Here is a 15,987-nt window from a genome sequence, read left to right on the forward strand (position 1 = left end):
GCCCCGGGGGGGGGGCCGGGGGGGGGGGGCGGGCCCCCCCCCCCCCGGCCCCGGGGGGGGGGGGGGGGGGGGGGGGGGGGGGGCGCGGGGGGGGCCCCCCCCCACCGCCCCGGCCTCAGCCGAACAGCAGCTTCGTCGTCGCCCACTCGCTGGACGCGCTGATCACCGCCGTTCCCGTACCGATCACCGACGCACCGCCCTTGTAGAAGTAGACGGCACCGTCGCTCCTGAGGGCCCACAGGTCGGGGATGCCGTCCTTGGTGACGTCCGGCGTGCCGCGCAGGTGCGTGACGGGGGTGGCCGTCGCGCCCCAGCCCTCGGCGTAGATCTCGTCCGCGCCCGTCCTGGACGCGGCCGCCGTCGCCAGGGAGGTGATGGTCGAGCCGCCCGCGCCGTCCTTGACGCCGTACCGCAGGTACAGGCGGTCGGAGGCGAGGGAGCGCCACAGCAGGTCGGGCGCGCCGTCGGCGTCGTGGTCACCGACCGAGACGAGGTCGCGGTCGGCCCACGCCGTCGAGGCGATCTTGGTGACGGTCAGGAAGGTCCCGCCGGTGTAGCCCTCGAAGGCCCACATCTCGCCGCCGGTGGCGGTGGCGAAGAGGTCGGCGCGGCCGTCCGCGTCGTAGTCGCCCACGATCATCTGGTCGAAGGTCGCCGGGTCGGGCGCCCCGGACGGCAGTCGCAGGGTCAGACGCCGGGCGATGTCGACGCTGCCGTAGCCGTCGCCGGGGTAGGCGTACAGCTTGCCGTCGGGCATCCGGGCGAAGACGTCGCCGACACCGTCGGCATCGATGACATCGCCGCCGTGGGTGACCAGCGCGGGCTTGCCGTCGCTGCCCCACCAGTAGCCGGGCCGGTGCTGCTCGCCGTCACGATCGGGGTCGGACAGCAGGCCGATGCCGCCGTCGTGGGCCGCGGAGAGCGAGACGTGCAGGTCGCCCGCCGAGGTGGACGGGTACATCCACAGGTTGCCGGCCGAGCTGATGGCGAGCAGGTCGGGAGTGGCGTCACCGGTCATGTCGCCCGGCTTGTCGGCGCTGTCGCGCGGGGTGACGTAGAACAGGTACTTCGTGCCGAGCGACGGGTTGCCCGCGCTGTCCTTGGCCCGTACGTACAGCACGTTGGGGCCGGCCATCGGCGGGGGCAGCGACACGGACGTGGAGGTGCCCGCGGTGACGTTCTTGCCGTCCGCGTACGTCGTGGTGTTGAAGGACCACTCGAACCGGGTGACGTCGGTGTCCTCGTCCGGTGCGAACGTGAAGGCGCCCGAGGTGCCGAACTTCACCGTCGACCAGACCGAGCCGTCGTCGTCGGCCGGCGGGAAGACGGTGGACGTCACGAGGGGCTCGTTGGGCTTGCTGCTGTCGTAGACGAACCGGCACACGTACGGGTCGGAGGTCGGCGCGTACGCCGAGGCGGCCCCGCTGGAGTCGATCGCGCGCACCCGCCAGGAGTAGGTGTAGCCGTTGGTGAACTCGCTCTTGAGGACCGTGGCCGACGCCTTGCCGGTGCTGCTCACCGTGACGTTCTTGTCGAGGATCTTGTCGTCGCCGTAGCCGGTGCGCCACAGCTCGAAGTCCAGGTACTTCAGGTCCTGCCGGGTGGAGGTGTCGTCCGGGTCGGAGGAGACCGCCGACAGGGTCAGGTCGCGCTTGCCGATGTGGAGGTAGGGCGAGGTCTTGTCGCAGGTGCTGCCGGGGGACTGGAGCACCGAGGTCGGCGTCTTCGGCTTGCGGTTGTAGACCAGGGTGAGCTTGGGCGCGCTGTCGCCCTCCGCCCGGAACTTCTTCCAGGAGTAGGCCGAGTCCTCGGTGCTGGCGCGCAGCCCGATGGTCATCGAGGACCAGCCGCCGTCGGCGGCGTCCTGGGCGACGGACTTGGCGTCGTAGCTGACGTAGGCGTCCGGGCAGGACGAGTTGTAGCCGTAGGCGAAGGACTTGGTGCCGATCTCCGTCTTCCAGTCCGGCTGGTTGTTCCAGGTGGTCTTGGAGGAGATGCCCCCGGTCAGCCACACCTGCATCTCGCGCGAGGAGCACGACCAGGAGTACGTCTCGCGCAGTTTGATCGAGGCCGAGGAGACGTGGGCGCCCTTGATGCTGGTGGACCAGCCGAGCTTGAAGAAGGACCGGGACAACCCCCAGGTCGTCGACTCGAAGCCGACGCGCGCCTCGGTGGTGCCGCTGTTGTAGTTGGCGCCGTCGTAGAAGCTGGAGGTCGGGTACTTCTTGTACGCCGTGGTCCAGTTCTTCGTCTTGCCGTAGATCGTGGGGTCGATGAAGACGGGGTAGACCGTGGTGTCGGCGGTCAGCAGCCCGGTGTCCGGCACGATGGACAGGCCGGTGGCGGTGGCGCCGGGCGCGCTCAACTCGGCGCCGGCGACGGCCAGGTGGGCACCCCGGTCGGGTCCGGCCAGGCCCGGCAGCGCGAGGACCTCGGTGTCGTCGAGGGCGGCCCGCGCGGCGGTGCGGTACGCGGCCTTGCCGTAGGCCGTCCCGCCGTACGACGTTCCGCGGTGGGCGACGGGATCGACGGCCGACTCCGCCTCCGCCTCGGAGGTGACGCCGTCGCTCCCGGAGTCGGGTGCGGCGGTGTCCACCGGCGGCACGCTCTCCTCGCCGACCGGCGCCCCCGGCTCCTCCGCGTACGAGGGCGTCGGCTCGGCCGGCTCCGTGGGCTCGGGGTCGGCGCCCTCGGTGACGGCCCGGGAGCCCGCCGAGTCCCACATGTACGGCGTGGGGGACACGGCGATCTCGTTGCCGTCGCGGTCCCGGCCGGCGACGACCTTGGTGACCGGGTCGAGGGAGAAGGTCAGGTCGGGGGAGGAGATCCCGTAGCTCAGCTCGGCCAGCGCCGGGTCGGCGGCGGCCTCGGCGCTGTGCACGATCAGCACGTGGCTGAAGCCGCTGGCCTGCGCGGTCAGCAGCAGGTCGACCCCGGTGAACACGTTCCGGTACAGCGCGCTCGGCCCGCTGATCACCGGCTCGGGCAGCGCGCCCGGCCAGCTCAGGGTGATCTCGTGGCCGCCGCTGGTCATGGTGGCCAGCTCGGCGTAGCCCTCGGTGGCGTCGGCGGCCTGCACGGCGCGGCCACCGCGCGCGACGGTGAAGACGGCCGGCCGAACGGTCGTCACGCGACCGTCGCCGCCGCGCGTGCCGGCCCCCCGGGCACCGTCGTCGCCCTTGCCGCCCCCGGAGAACACCACGGGATCGACCGCGGCCCTCGGCGCCCATCCGCCCCCGGCCGCCTTGGCCAGCGTCGTGTCGACGGGCTTCCAGGCGCCGTTCACCTTCGCCCGCACCGGTGCGCCGTACGCGACGAGTTCGAAGCTGCCGTCCGGTCGGGCGTACGTCGTGGACGTCTCGTCGCGCAGGGCGGTCACCTCGACGCGCTTGCCCGTGGAGACCGCCTTCTGCTGTGCGCCGTCCTGGGTCAGCGGGCCGGCGGCGGCCTTCTTCGTCCCGGCGGGGGAGTCCGCGGGGCCCGGATCGTCGAACAGCGGCACGGCGAGCAGCCCGAGGCCGAGCGCGCCGGCGACTAGGGCGCCCACCCCTGCCCGCCCGCGTCTGGACGCGGGCAGGCCGAAGCGACGACGTTCCATGGTGCTGCGTCCCCTCCCCCTGGAATTCCGGAAGCCCCGTGAATTCTGTGAACAGCTTGCGATCGCCCCGGGCTGTATTTCCGTGTCCAGTGGCCCGGGAAAGCGATCACAGAGCATGGCCGATGCGGCTCGATTGCGCCACACCGCTCGATGCCCTTTGCCTTTCCGTGACCTGGGGGAGGGAGCGGGCCCGCTCGCTCGTTCGTTCAACCGATACGGATGACCAGCGAGTTCACTTCCCGGGTGCACGGGGCAAACGATCACAATTTACCCGTCGTTGGCGGACGATTAACCTCCGTTTGGCCTGATCTTTCTGGTAAAAAACCGCCCGGATTGCATTTGTGGAAGGTCGCGGAAATTGCCCTCGTGACCTAGATCACCGGCCTTATTGGGCTTGTTGACTTTCCGTGAACGGGTGCCCGAGCATTCGTGCTCGTCAAGGGACGGAACTGTGTGCACCGGGGGCTGCCGCTGTGTGGGGATCGCTGTCGTGGAGCGGCAGGAGCAGGCGCGTGAGCACGCGCGCCGAGCGCCGCAGACGGGCGCGGATGCGCGCCGGTGTCGTCGGTGCGCTCGTGCTGGCGCTGACGGTGGGCGTCGCGCCCGCCGCATCGGCGCTGCCGCCGGGTGACGACCGCAGCGGCGTCGAACTGGTCGACCTCCCGGACGCCGAGCAGGCCGACGGCGAGGAGGGCGGCAGTCTCGCCGAGCTGACGACGGCCGAGGCCGAGCAGCCCGTCGAGTACGAGCCGACCGAGGTCACCGCCCCCGCGAGCGGCACCGCCACGAAGGACCTCACCGGCCTCACCCCCGGCGAGATGGTCCCGCTCACCCAGGCCGACGGCACCGCGCTGCCCGTCGAGGTCGGCGCGCCCGAGACCGCGACCCCGACCGAGGCCGCCGCCCTGGAGGGCGAGTGGCAGGTCACCCTCGCCGGCCAGGACGAACTCGCCACCACCGCGATCGAGGGCGTGGCCCTGACGGTCACCCCGCCCGCCGAGGCCAGCGGCGACGCCGTGATCGCCCTGGACTACAGCGACTTCTCCGAGCTGTACGGCGCCAACTGGGCCGACCGCCTGTCGTTCGTGCAGTACCCGGCGTGCTTCCTGACCACCCCGGACACCGAGGGCTGCTCCGAGCCGGCCGAGGTCACCACCGACAACGTGGTCGAGCAGACCGGCACCGACGCCGACGGCAAGCCGGTGTACGAGCGCCGCATCCTGGCCACGGTGGCCACCGAGGACCTGGCGGCCGGCGGCACGAGCACCGCGACCGCGGCCTCCACCGCCTCCGCCTCCGACGAGGGCACCGTCACCGACGGCGTGTACCGCGAGACGAAGACCGGCGGCGGCGCCCGCCCGGCCTCCCTCGCCGCCGCGACCGCCGACGGCTCCGGCTCCTCCGTCCTCCTCGCCACCGACTCCGGCTCCGGCTCCAAGGGCGACTTCGGCGCGACCCCGCTGGTCAGCGCCGGCTCCTGGTCCGCCGGCGGCAACTCCGGCGCCTTCACGTACTCGTACACCCTGCAGACCCCGTCCGTCCCCGGCGGCCCGTCCCCGTCGGTGTCCTTCGGCTACAACTCCCAGGTCGTGGACGGCCGCACGTCCGCCTCGAACAACCAGCCCTCCTGGATCGGCGACGGCTGGGAGTACAACGCGGGCTCCATCACCCGCACGTACACCTCCTGCCGCGACGACCAGACGAACGGCAACAACACCAAGAAGACCAGCGACCTCTGCTTCGGCTCGTACAACGCCACGCTCACCCTGGGCGGCACGACGACCGAACTCGTCCTGCCCGACGGCGCGAGCAGCCCGTACGGCGACAAGTGGGTCACCGCCAACGGCGACGGCTCGCGCGTGGAACTGCTGAAGGACGCCGGCCTCGGCAACGGCGACGAGGACGGCGAGTACTGGCGGGTCACCACCCGGGACGGCACGCAGTACTACTTCGGCCGGCACAAGCTGCCGGACTGGGAGAGCGGCGACCCGGTCACCAACTCCGTCCTCACGGCCCCCGTCGCCAGCAACCAGAGCGGCGAACCCTGCTACGAGGCGGGCGACTTCGCCGGCTCCTTCTGCGCCGAGGCGTGGCGCTGGAACCTCGACTACGTCGTCGACACCAACGGCAACGCGATGACGCTGTGGTGGGCGAAGGAGACCAACCACTACGCCAGGAACAACAAGTACAAGACGCCCGTCTCCTACGACCGCGGCGGCTACCTCAAGCGCATCGAGTACGGCCTGACCACGGCCGACCTGTTCGCGGCCCCGATCTCCAAGGTCACCTTCGACGTCGACGAGCGGTGCTTCAAGGAAGGCGAGATCGCCTGCACGGCGGAGGGCGACGCGAACGACAACTTCGCCTCCGGCGACTTCGCCAAGAACCGCATCTGGTACGACACCCCGGCCGACCTGTACTGCGCCGCCGGCAAGGAGTGCTACGTCCCCGTCCCCACCTTCTGGTCCCGCAAGCGCCTCGCGCAGGTGACCACGTGGACGCAGCGCACCCGGGGCTCCACCGAGCTGTCCAAGGTGGACAGCTGGACGCTCCAGCAGTCCCTGCCCGCCGACCTCACCGACGAGGGCACCGCCCTGTGGCTGGAGTCGATCACCCGCACCGGCTACGGCACCGACGGCGAGGCCATCGCGCTGAACCCGGTGGAGTTCCTCGCCAACAGCGTCTCGATGCCCAACCGCGTCAAGCGCAGCGCCGACGACCCCAACCCGGCCTTCGACCGGCTGCGCATCGCCCGCGTCGTCAGCGAGTACGGCGGCGAGACCGTCGTCACCTACAGGACCGACGCGTGCAAGGTGGACGGCTCCTTCCCGAAGCCCGAGGAGAACGTCGGCCTGTGCTTCCCGGCGTACTGGAACCCGGACCCCGACAAGGAGACCATCGACTGGTTCCACAAGTACGTCGTCGACCAGGTGCAGGAGCAGCCCGCCCTGACCGGCGTCGACCCGATCACCACGACGTACGAGTACCTCGGTGACGCCGCCTGGGCGCTGAACCAGGCCGAGTTCTCCAAGAAGAAGACCCGCACCTACGACCAGTGGCGCGGCTTCGCCCGGGTGCGCACCTACACCGGCGCCGACAGCGACACCGCGTACATGTCCACGAAGCGGGGCATGACGGAGACCCGCTACTTCCGCGGCATGGACGGCGACCCGCTGCCCGGCGGCGGCTCCCGCTCGGTCACCGTGAAGGACTCCGAGGGCGCCACCGTCGCGACGGACGAGGAGCCGTTCGCCGGCCGCGTCGCCGAGTCCCTCACCTACGCCTCGGCCACCGCCTCCACCTGGCTGACCCGCACGGTCGACAAGCCGAAGGCGGTCAAGCTCGCCTCCCGCAGCCGCTCCGGCGGCATCCCGGACCTCAAGGCCTGGCGGGTCCTCACCCCCGAGTCCCTCACCTACACCCGCTCCTCCGGCGAGGGCACCGACAAGCGCACCCTGCGCGTCCTGCGCACGGTCACCGAGTACGAGGACACCTACGGCCTGCCGACGCGGGTCACCGACTACAACGACTGGTCGTCGGACTCGACGGCCGACAACGCGGACGACGACACCTGCACGGTGATGACGTACGTCCACAACACGTCCAAGCACCTCATCGGCCTGGCCGAGCAGACCCTGACCACCGCCGGCACCTGCGCCGAGGCGTCCACGGCGACCGCCGCCGACTGGATCGACGGCTCCCGCGTCGCCTACGACGGCCTCGCCTACGCCGCCACCCCGACCACCGGCAACGCCACCACCACCTGGGCCGTCACCGGCACCGGCGGCGGCTGGGTGAAGGACGCCGAGGTCACGTACGACGGCTACGGCCGGACGACGTCCACGAGGAACGCGCTGGCGATCGCGAACAACGAGGACTCGAAGGACACCACGACCTACACCCCGGACAAGGGGCAGGTCTACGAGATCACCACCACCAACGCGCTGAACCACAGCGAGACCAGCACGATCGAGCCCGGCCGCGGGGTGGCCCTCACCGACGAGGACGTCAACGGGCGTGTCACCACGTACACCTACGACGCCCTCGGCCGCGCCACCCAGGTGTGGAACCCGAACCGCCCGACGTCCAAGTCGCCGTCGGCGAAGATGACCTACGACACCACGATCGGCCAGCCGGTGTCGATCACCACCGAGTCCCTGACCGACACCGGTGACTACGGCGTCTCCACCGTCATCTACGACGGCCTCGGCCGCGAACGCCAGAAGCAGGAGCCGGCGGTCGGCGGCGGACGCCTCATCACGGACACCCTGTACAGCGCCAACGGCACCATCAAGCAGACCAACAACGCGTACTACGACAAGGACGAGCCCTCCACCGTCCTGTTCGAGCTGGACTCGGACTACCAGGTCCCCAACGCGACGCTGTACGCGTACGACGGCCTGGGCCGCACCCTCACCGAGACCCCGTACCTCAACGGCACGGAGGTCCCGGCCAAGGCGACCCGCTACGAGTACGGGCTCGACAACTCGACGGTGATCAACCCGACGGGGGCTGCGGCTCAGCGGACGTGGTCGGACGCGCTCGGCCGCACGGCCCGCGTGGACACGTACACGGACGCGCTGCGCGCGGCCTACCGCTCGACGACGTACAAGTACGACGAGCGCGGCGACCGCGTGGAGGCGAGGGACTCCGAGGGGAACCTCTGGACCTGGACGTACGACGCCCGGGGCCGTGAGACCCAGGCCGTCGACCCGGACTCGGGCACGACCACGACCCGGTACGACGTCCTGGACCGGCCGGAGCTGGTCACGGACGAGAAGGCGGCCGTCTACACGGTCTACGACAAGCTGTCCCGCCCGGTCGAGCAGCACGAGGGCTCCGCCACCGGCACCCTGCTGGCGAAGACCACGTACGACACGCTGATCGGCGGTGTCGGCCTGGCCACTTCCCAGACCCGCTACACGGACGGTCTCGCCTACACCACGGCGGTGACGGGCTACACGACCGACTACCAGCCGACCGGCCAGAGGATCTCCATCCCCGAGTCGGTGGCGCTCTCCTACGGCCTCCAGAAGGAGTACGCGTACAGCTACGAGTACTCGGAGTCGGGCCTCCTGGAGGCGGTCAACCTCCCCTCCGTGGGCACCCTGCCCGCCGAGAAGGTGGTCGTCCGCTACAACGAGGACGGCCTGCCGGTCTCCACCTCGGGCCTGGCCTGGTACACCGCGCAGACCTCCTACTCCCCGTACGGCCAGGTCCTGCGCACGGTCAGCGGCGAGAACCCCAACCGGGTGTGGACGACGAACCTGTTCGACGAGGCGACGGGTGAGCTGACCCGGAGCATCGTCGACCGCGAGTCGACCAGCGACACCACGGCCGTCACCGGCCACCGGGTCAACTCCCGGACGTACGCCTACGACCCGGCCGGCAACGTCACCTCGATCGCCGACACCGCGAACGCGGTGACCGACCGCCAGTGCTTCACCTACGACGCGCTGGGCCAGCTCACCGAGGCGTGGACGGCTCCCGCGTCCTGCACCGCGACGGGCAAGACGACGGCGGCCCCGAAGTACTCGGACGGCACCACGAACGTCACGGCGGCGAACAGCGGCTACTGGCAGTCGTACACGTACGACGCGCTGGGCAACCGCAAGAAGCTCGTCGAGCACGACCCGGGCCTGGACACCACCAAGGACGCCACGACCGACTACACCTACGGCAAGGCGGACGGCACCCAGCCGCACACGCTGACCGGCATGTCCTCCACCTACAAGGCGGACTCCGGCGCCCGGGTGACGAAGGCGACGACGCTGACGTACGACGACGCGGGCAACACGCTCACCCGCACGTACGACGGCTCCGAGCAGGCGTTGTCCTGGACCTGGGACGGCCGGGTCGAGAAGGTCACCGGCTTCGGCGAGAACGGCGCCGGAGCGTGGAAGGGCCTGGCGAACAAGTGCCTGGACCTGGCCAACGCGGCGACGACGGCCGACACCCCGGTCCAGCTCTACACCTGCAACGGCTCCAAGGCGCAGAAGTTCCGCATCGACGCGGCGTCCTCCGCGGCCCCGTCGACGGGCGCGCTGAAGATCCTGGGCAAGTGCGTGGTCCCGAAGGCCGGCGGCACGGCCAACGGCACGCTGGTCGTCGTCGCGGACTGCACGGGCGCTGCGGCCCAGCAGTGGACGGCGACGTCCACCGGCACCCTGAAGCACGTCTCGTCCGGCAAGTGCCTGGACGTGCCGGGCTCCAACTCGGCCGACAGCACCGACCTCCAGCTGAACACGTGCGGGACCGCCGCGAACCAGCAGTGGGTGCCGGACAAGGAGACCAAGTACGTCTACGGCGGCGACGGCGAGCGCCTGATGGCGATCTCCGCCACCGAGCGCACCCTGTACCTCGGCGAGTCGACGATCTCCGTCAACGCGGCCGGCGGTCCCGCCTACACCGAGCGCTACTACTCCCAGGCGGGCGCGCCGACCGTGATGCGGCACGCGCAGGGCACGGGTACCGCGGAACTGTCGGTGCAGGTCACCGATCAGAACGGCACGGCGTACGTCAATGTGGCGCTGTCGTCGGGCAACAAGGTCAAGTTCTCGAAGACGGATCCGTTCGGTGTGGAGCGGTCGGAGCCGGGGACCTGGCGTTCGCACCAGGGCTACCTGGGCGGCGACGACGACGCGAGCAGCGGTCTGGTGCACCTGGGGGCACGCGAGTACGACCCGTCGACCGGCCGTTTCCTGTCCGCTGACCCGGTCCTGGACCTGGCCGACCCGGTCCAGATGAACGGCTACGTCTACTGTGAGAACAACCCGGTCACCTTCGCCGACCCGTCGGGTCTGGCGTCGGAGGGCGGCAGTTCGGAGTACGGAGGCCCGTCGGCGTCCGAGGAGGCGGCGGCGAAGAAGACGCTGAACACCTCGGTGTCGGACGTGATCCTGTCCATCGGCTGGGCGGCTCTGAAGGAGTTCGTCGGCTGGGACAGCGTGGTGGGCTGCTTCTCGCGGGGCGACATCTGGGCGTGCGGTGAGCTGTTCCTCAACGCCATCCCGTGGACGAAGGCGTACAAGGCCTTCGGCGTGGCCAAGGCGGCGTACCGGATCGCGAAGGCGATCAACGCGCTGATGAAGGCCAAGGAGAAGGCCCGCAAGGTCCTCGAACTGGCCCGCAAGGCCCGCGAGCTGGCCCGCAAGGCGGCCGAGGCCAAGAAGAAGGCCGCCGCCCTGGCGGCACAGCTGAAGAAGAAGGCCAAGGAGGCGGCCACCCGCCAGGCCAAGAAGGCCGCCCAGAAGACGGGTAACGCGGTCCAGAAGACGCGGAAGGCGGCGGCGAAGAAGTCGGAGCCGAAGCCTCGGCAGACGAAGGCCAAGGAGGAGTCGTCAGGGGGAGGCGGCAGCTGCTCGAAGAAGGAGGCCAACAGCTTCGTCGCCGGCACCCTCGTCCTGATGGCCGACGGCACCACCAAGCCGATCGAGGACGTCAAGAACGGTGACAGGGTCCTGGCGACCGACCCGGAGACCGGCGAGACCGCTGGCGAGACGGTCACGGCGGAAATCCTGGGCGAGGGCGTCAAGCACCTGGTCAAGGTCACCATCGCCACCGGAGACGGGGCGAAGGACGGCACCCACACCGCGGAGGTGACGGCCACCGAGGGTCACCCCTTCTGGGTCCCGGAGCTGGGCGAGTGGATCGACGCCACGGACCTGGAGGCGGGCGAGTGGCTGCGCACCAGCGCCGGCACGTACGTCCAGCTCACGGCGGTCGAACGCTGGACCACCCAGCGGGCCACGGTCCACAACCTCACCGTCAGCGACCTGCACACGTACTACGTGCTGGCGGGGGCCACTCCGCTCCTCGTCCACAACTGTGGCAACGCGACGCAGGTCGACTACGACAGCGGTGGCCTCGCCACGGAGGCGTTCGAGGCGCGCATGGACGCCGGATTCTGGGGAGCGGACCACAACGTCGCCGCCGCGACGGTCAGGGGCGCCGACGGAAACACGCGCGTGGTGCGCGGATTCAGCAGCGGCAGCCGACACGCTGAGGAGCACATCATCCAACAGCTCGGCAAGGACGACGTGGTCGAGGCCCTGTACACGGAACGCTCACCCTGTCCCGGGATATGCGGGCCCGCTCTGGCGAGCGACCCCCGTACCAAGAATGCGGCCATCACCTATTCGATGCCCTACGCTGATCCATCGACTCCGGACGGAAAATTCATGAACAAAGTCTGGACGGAGACACTCGGCGGCTGGATCAACCAAGCACGCGGACGGCGAGGACTTCCGGCGATGAGGCTCTGACGAGACTCGAGAGAATGTGGAGCAGGGAATGACCGGCACCGAAGACTCCAGTGGAGTTCCTCGGAGGTGTTCACCAGAGGCGGAACTGATCCTGGTGCGTGTCGCACTCGGCGTGACCGACGACCTGCGGCAGGCGGGAATCGCTGCGGTCTACGCCGGGAGCTCCTTCGACGGACTCAGCAGGGGGATCGCCGGAGCCGTTGTCTTCCATGCGCCGTACAGTGACGAATCGGCGGGCGTCTACGTCAAGTGGATGCCCAGCCAGGAGCTCATGCGACAGGTCGTTCGGCCGGAGGGGCCCGACCCTCGGGCACTTGCACTGGGCACTGCTGCACAGGAGGCCATGAACACGGCCCTCATCGGCATTCTCGGCGCTGCGGGCTGGGAGGCGTCGGATTATTTCAACTCCGTCACCGGAGAGAGCTGTCTCAAGGTTGCGAAGAGTTCCTCTGGCGATTAGTCCACTCCTAGTGAAACGAGAGAAAGCGTTGGGTGTGACCCGGGATCTCGCGACAGCAGCGCTGGCTGTCTGCCTGCTGAGTGGGTGCGGCGTGGCGAGCGGTGCCGGTGGGAGCGAGGACGGCCTGCTGAAGCCCACCGCCCGGCCGGGCGCCACGGCTCGGGCCGGGGGCCTCGGCGGCGCGGCCCTGGCCTCCCGGGACACGGCCGGCTTCACGGTGTCGACGCCGGCCGGCCCCCGCAAGGTCCAGGTCACCCGGAACGCCTGCGCACCGCTGGCCCACGCCCTGTCCGGCACGACGGTCGGCAAGCCGGCGTCCACGGTCGTGCGCGAGGCGTCCGGCGAGGGCGCCACCGTCACCGTGGTCCTCGCCGAGTACGCGTCCGACGAGGCTCAGATGGCGATGGACGCCATCGCCACCGCTCTCGACGAGTGCGCGGCCGGCTTCACGGCCACGGTCGACGGTGACGAGCACAAGGTCGGTGAGGTCGCCCCGGAGATCGCCCCCGAGGGCACCGACCAGGCGATGGGCGTGGGTGCGACGGTCGAGCGGGCCGGCAAGAAGGAGCCGGCCAAGGCCCTGATCCTCCGCTCGGGCACCACGGTGGCGTACCTCAGCGGCACCCCGTCGATCCCGACGGCCGTCGTCGACGCCCAGCTCGTCAAGCTGAGGTGACGCCCGCGCCGCCCGTGCGTATGCCGGCGAGAAGGTGAGCCAGGCCGGCGGAGGCGACGGCGTGGGCGTCCCCGCACCCCGCCGGTGCCGCGTGGGTGTCAGCGGCGCGTCGTACTGTTCGACGCTGTCAGTGATCCGCCGCATCCCGGAGTGTCCCGTGTCCGATGTCGTCGCCCGGCTCGTCGCCACCTTGTCCCCGCCGCTGTCGTCCGCGGACGGCGGCGTTCCGGAGCTGTCGCGGCAGGGGGGCCGGATCGTGCTGCGTCAGCGCGGGGACCGGGAGGCGCTGGTGTGCGCCCTGGACGGCACGTACGCACCGCGTACGGACGCGGGCTCGACGGTCAGGTTCCCGGCGCCGTGGCCGTCGCGCAGGGGGACCGTGTCGGTGGCGCCGGACGGCGGCCTCGCCGTCTTCGCGGGCGTGCACGCCGTGCGGGCCGTGGAACCCTCGGGAGCCGTCCGCTGGGAGATCCGGCACGGGTGCTGGTACGGCGCCTGCCGGGAGATGCACCGGTCCTACGAGGAGTACGCCGACCGGCCCGACCACAGGTACCCGGAAGGCGGTTCGGCCGGGTTCTCGTCGGACGGCCGGCTGGTGTGGGCGCACGTGCGGGGTCCGCTGCCGGAGGGCGAGCTGGGCGACGCCGTCGACGAGTGGCTGGTGGTCTCCGCCGACGACGGCCGGATCCTCGCCCGGGCCGACGCCCGCGCCGCGGCGGCCGGAAGCCATCACCTGGCCTCGCCGGACCCCCGGCAGATGGGGCTGAGCATCGGGGAGGGGCAGGACGGGGCACCCCTGCGCTGGGGCCGCTGGGACGGGCGGAACCTGACCGTGGACTACTTCGAGGGCCAGGACCTCGCGCTGACCGGCCTGAGCCCGTCGGGCGACCGCTTCATGACCGTGACCCACGACCAGGACAGGCTCGCGGTGCACGACACCGTCGACGGGTCCGTCCTGGCGGAGTGGGACGCCGGGTCCGACCTTCCGCGCCATCCGGACGCCGAACCCGACGACGACGAGCCGTGGACCGCCTGGGACTGGGCCGGCGGCTTCCTGGACGAGACGACCGTGATCGGCGGGACCGCGGAGAGCGACGAGGAATTCGGGGAGGGTCGCCACTGGCTCCTGACGACGACCGGCCGTCGGGCTCCCGAGCGGGTCACGTACCCCTTCGCCGTGACGAGCGCCCCCGAAGCCCTGGGCGACGGCACCTGGTACACGTACGACGAGGACCACCGCACCATCCGCATATGGACCCGCGTCTGAGCCGCGCCTTCGTAGGGGTTCAACTCGTCAGGCCCCGTTGATGGTTCCGCCGCCCGAGCGTATGCCTGCGAGCAGGTGGGCGAGGGCGGTCGGGGTGGTGGTGAGGTGCGTGGCGGGGGTGTCGCTCTCGCGGAGGTGGACGGCTGTGGAGGAAGCGGCGAGTTCGACGCAGTCGTTGCCCTCGCCGCCGCCGGAGAAAGACGACTTCTGCCATACGAGGCGGGTGGCCATGGCTGCTCCTCACAGTTCCTTGGTGAGCTGTTGAATGAGGTCGCGTGACTGTTCGGGTTCCAGCGAAGCCCCCTTCACCCTACGGAACAGCTTCCGGAAGTGCTCCAGTTGGGCTGCGGAGTCGATGAAAGCCGTCCCGTGCGGGGCATCGCGTACGACGGTGTCCAGGTGCGGCACGGCGCCGCCCAGGTAGACCATCGCGCTTCCGGCGCCCGCGAAGTCGTCCAGGCCGAACGGGATGACGCGCACCGTGATGTGCTCCGCCTCGGACAGTTCCAGGATGCGGGTGAGTTGGGCGCGCGAAGCGGCTCGGCCGGCCACCCTGATGCGAAGCGCTGCCTCGTGGATCACCGTCTCATAAGGAATCGGGTCGGGGCTCTCGATGACGGTCTTGCGTTTCATCCTGTGGGCCACCCGGTGCTCCACCTCGCTCTGGGGGAACTCCGGATTCATGTAGGAGAAAAGGGCGCGAGCATAGGCATCCGTCTGGAAGAGGCCGGGCACATGGATGACCGCCACGTCATGGCGGAATGTCGCATGGTGGTCCAGTTCGGAGAGATCCAGGTAGGCGGCAGGGAGGACACCTCGGTACTCCTCCCACCAGCCGCGTGTCCGGTCGGTGGCCATGTCGACCAGCGCGTCGATCAGATCGACGTCGGAGCAGGCGTAGTTGGCGGCGAGACGGCGCAGGCGCTCCTCACTCACGCCTGCGACGCCGGACTCGATCTGGCTCATCTGGACCGAGTTCACTCCCAACAGGGTCGCGGCCTCGGTCGCCTTCAGCCCTGCGGCATCCCGAAGTCTGCGCAACTCGGTGCCGAGACGTACCTGTCGGGCGGTGGGATGTCGTCGCGTTGCCATGTACAGGTCCTCAACATGCGGGCTGTAGTGCCTCGTTCGGGCGTCAGAGTACGCGAACGACTTGCACGGTCATAACTTTCAGACCTACCGTCGGTGACGCGACGTTCACGCTGCGGAAGCGCACCGCTCCGTCCTGCCACGACGGCTGCGGCACTGCCACCGCGCCCTCGACCACCCCTCCACCGACCGGAGTTCCGTCATGTCCGAAACCTGGGAGTACTCCCTCCACATCCCCAACGACCCCAGAGCCGTCCCGGTCGCGCGCCGGACCCTGCGGCTGATCCTCACGCTGCACGGGCTGATCCACCTCGTCGACACCGCCGAGCTGATCGCCGCGGAGCTGGTCGCGAACGCCGTGCGGCACACGGACGGCCCCGCGATGCTGCGCGTCCGTTACTCCGGTGGAGTGCTGCGGGTCGGGGCCTGGGACTCCGACCCCGAACCCCCCGACCCGCCCGCGAAGTTCGACGAGCTGACCGACGCGGAGGACGGCCGGGGTCTCGCGCTGGTGCGGGCCTGCGCCGACGTGTGGGGCTGGCAGCCGCTCTCCCGGTTCGGCCGGCGGGGCAAGTACGTGTGGGGTGAGCTCGCGGTGGTCTAGGGGGGTGGCGGGTTCCGCCGGACGGGGTC

8 protein-coding genes are annotated in these 15,987 nt (G+C 70.5%); 5 read left to right on the forward strand and 3 right to left on the reverse strand.

The window, feature by feature from the left end:
• Positions 1–115: 115 nt before the first annotated feature.
• Positions 116–3,598 carry a DNRLRE domain-containing protein gene (locus ACH4F6_RS13460; RefSeq protein WP_397960245.1) on the reverse strand — a complete coding sequence of 1,161 codons (3,483 nt, stop codon included), beginning with the start codon at positions 3,596–3,598 and terminating at the stop codon, positions 116–118.
• A 512-nt stretch (positions 3,599–4,110) separates the two neighbouring features.
• On the opposite strand from ACH4F6_RS13460, the gene ACH4F6_RS13465 reads away from it, so the two are divergent.
• The 4 genes from ACH4F6_RS13465 to ACH4F6_RS13480 all read left to right on the forward strand — a co-directional run bounded on the left by ACH4F6_RS13465 (position 4,111) and on the right by ACH4F6_RS13480 (position 14,265).
• Entirely contained in the window at positions 4,111–11,862 is a 7,752-nt protein-coding gene (locus ACH4F6_RS13465; protein ID WP_397960247.1) for a ricin-type beta-trefoil lectin domain protein, read from the forward strand.
• Between the two features lie 28 nt (positions 11,863–11,890).
• On the forward strand, positions 11,891–12,322 hold the full coding sequence (locus ACH4F6_RS13470; protein ID WP_397960248.1) for a hypothetical protein: 432 nt from the start codon (positions 11,891–11,893) through the stop codon (positions 12,320–12,322).
• A 91-nt stretch (positions 12,323–12,413) separates the two neighbouring features.
• On the forward strand, positions 12,414–12,998 hold the full coding sequence (locus tag ACH4F6_RS13475) for a hypothetical protein (protein WP_397960249.1): 585 nt from the start codon (positions 12,414–12,416) through the stop codon (positions 12,996–12,998).
• 157 nt (positions 12,999–13,155) lie between these two features.
• Complete coding sequence (locus ACH4F6_RS13480) at positions 13,156–14,265, forward strand: hypothetical protein (protein WP_397960250.1); 1,110 nt, start codon at positions 13,156–13,158, stop codon at positions 14,263–14,265.
• Between the two features lie 27 nt (positions 14,266–14,292).
• On the opposite strand, the gene ACH4F6_RS13485 is transcribed toward ACH4F6_RS13480, so the two are convergent.
• Entirely contained in the window at positions 14,293–14,496 is a 204-nt protein-coding gene (locus ACH4F6_RS13485) for a DUF397 domain-containing protein (RefSeq protein WP_397960251.1), read from the reverse strand.
• Between the two features lie 9 nt (positions 14,497–14,505).
• A complete protein-coding gene (locus ACH4F6_RS13490) occupies positions 14,506–15,357 on the reverse strand; it encodes a helix-turn-helix domain-containing protein (protein ID WP_397960252.1) in 852 nt (283 codons plus the stop codon).
• Between the two features lie 199 nt (positions 15,358–15,556).
• On the opposite strand from ACH4F6_RS13490, the gene ACH4F6_RS13495 reads away from it, so the two are divergent.
• A complete protein-coding gene (locus ACH4F6_RS13495; protein WP_397960253.1) occupies positions 15,557–15,958 on the forward strand; it encodes an ATP-binding protein in 402 nt (133 codons plus the stop codon).
• Positions 15,959–15,987 lie beyond the last annotated feature (29 nt).

The organism is Streptomyces sp. NPDC017936, assembly GCF_044328485.1.
GTDB lineage: Bacteria > Actinomycetota > Actinomycetes > Streptomycetales > Streptomycetaceae > Streptomyces.

Bases quoted from the DNA above. Each gene is read 5' to 3' on its own strand.
- ACH4F6_RS13460 (WP_397960245.1), bottom strand. From the start codon at position 3,598: ATGGAACGTCGTCGCTTCGGCCTGCCCGCGTCCAGACGCGGGCGGGCA.
- ACH4F6_RS13490 (WP_397960252.1), bottom strand. From the start codon at position 15,357: ATGGCAACGCGACGACATCCCACCGCCCGACAGGTACGTCTCGGCACC.
- ACH4F6_RS13485 (WP_397960251.1), bottom strand. From the start codon at position 14,496: ATGGCCACCCGCCTCGTATGGCAGAAGTCGTCTTTCTCCGGCGGCGGC.
- ACH4F6_RS13470 (WP_397960248.1), top strand. From the start codon at position 11,891: ATGACCGGCACCGAAGACTCCAGTGGAGTTCCTCGGAGGTGTTCACCA.
- ACH4F6_RS13495 (WP_397960253.1), top strand. From the start codon at position 15,557: ATGTCCGAAACCTGGGAGTACTCCCTCCACATCCCCAACGACCCCAGA.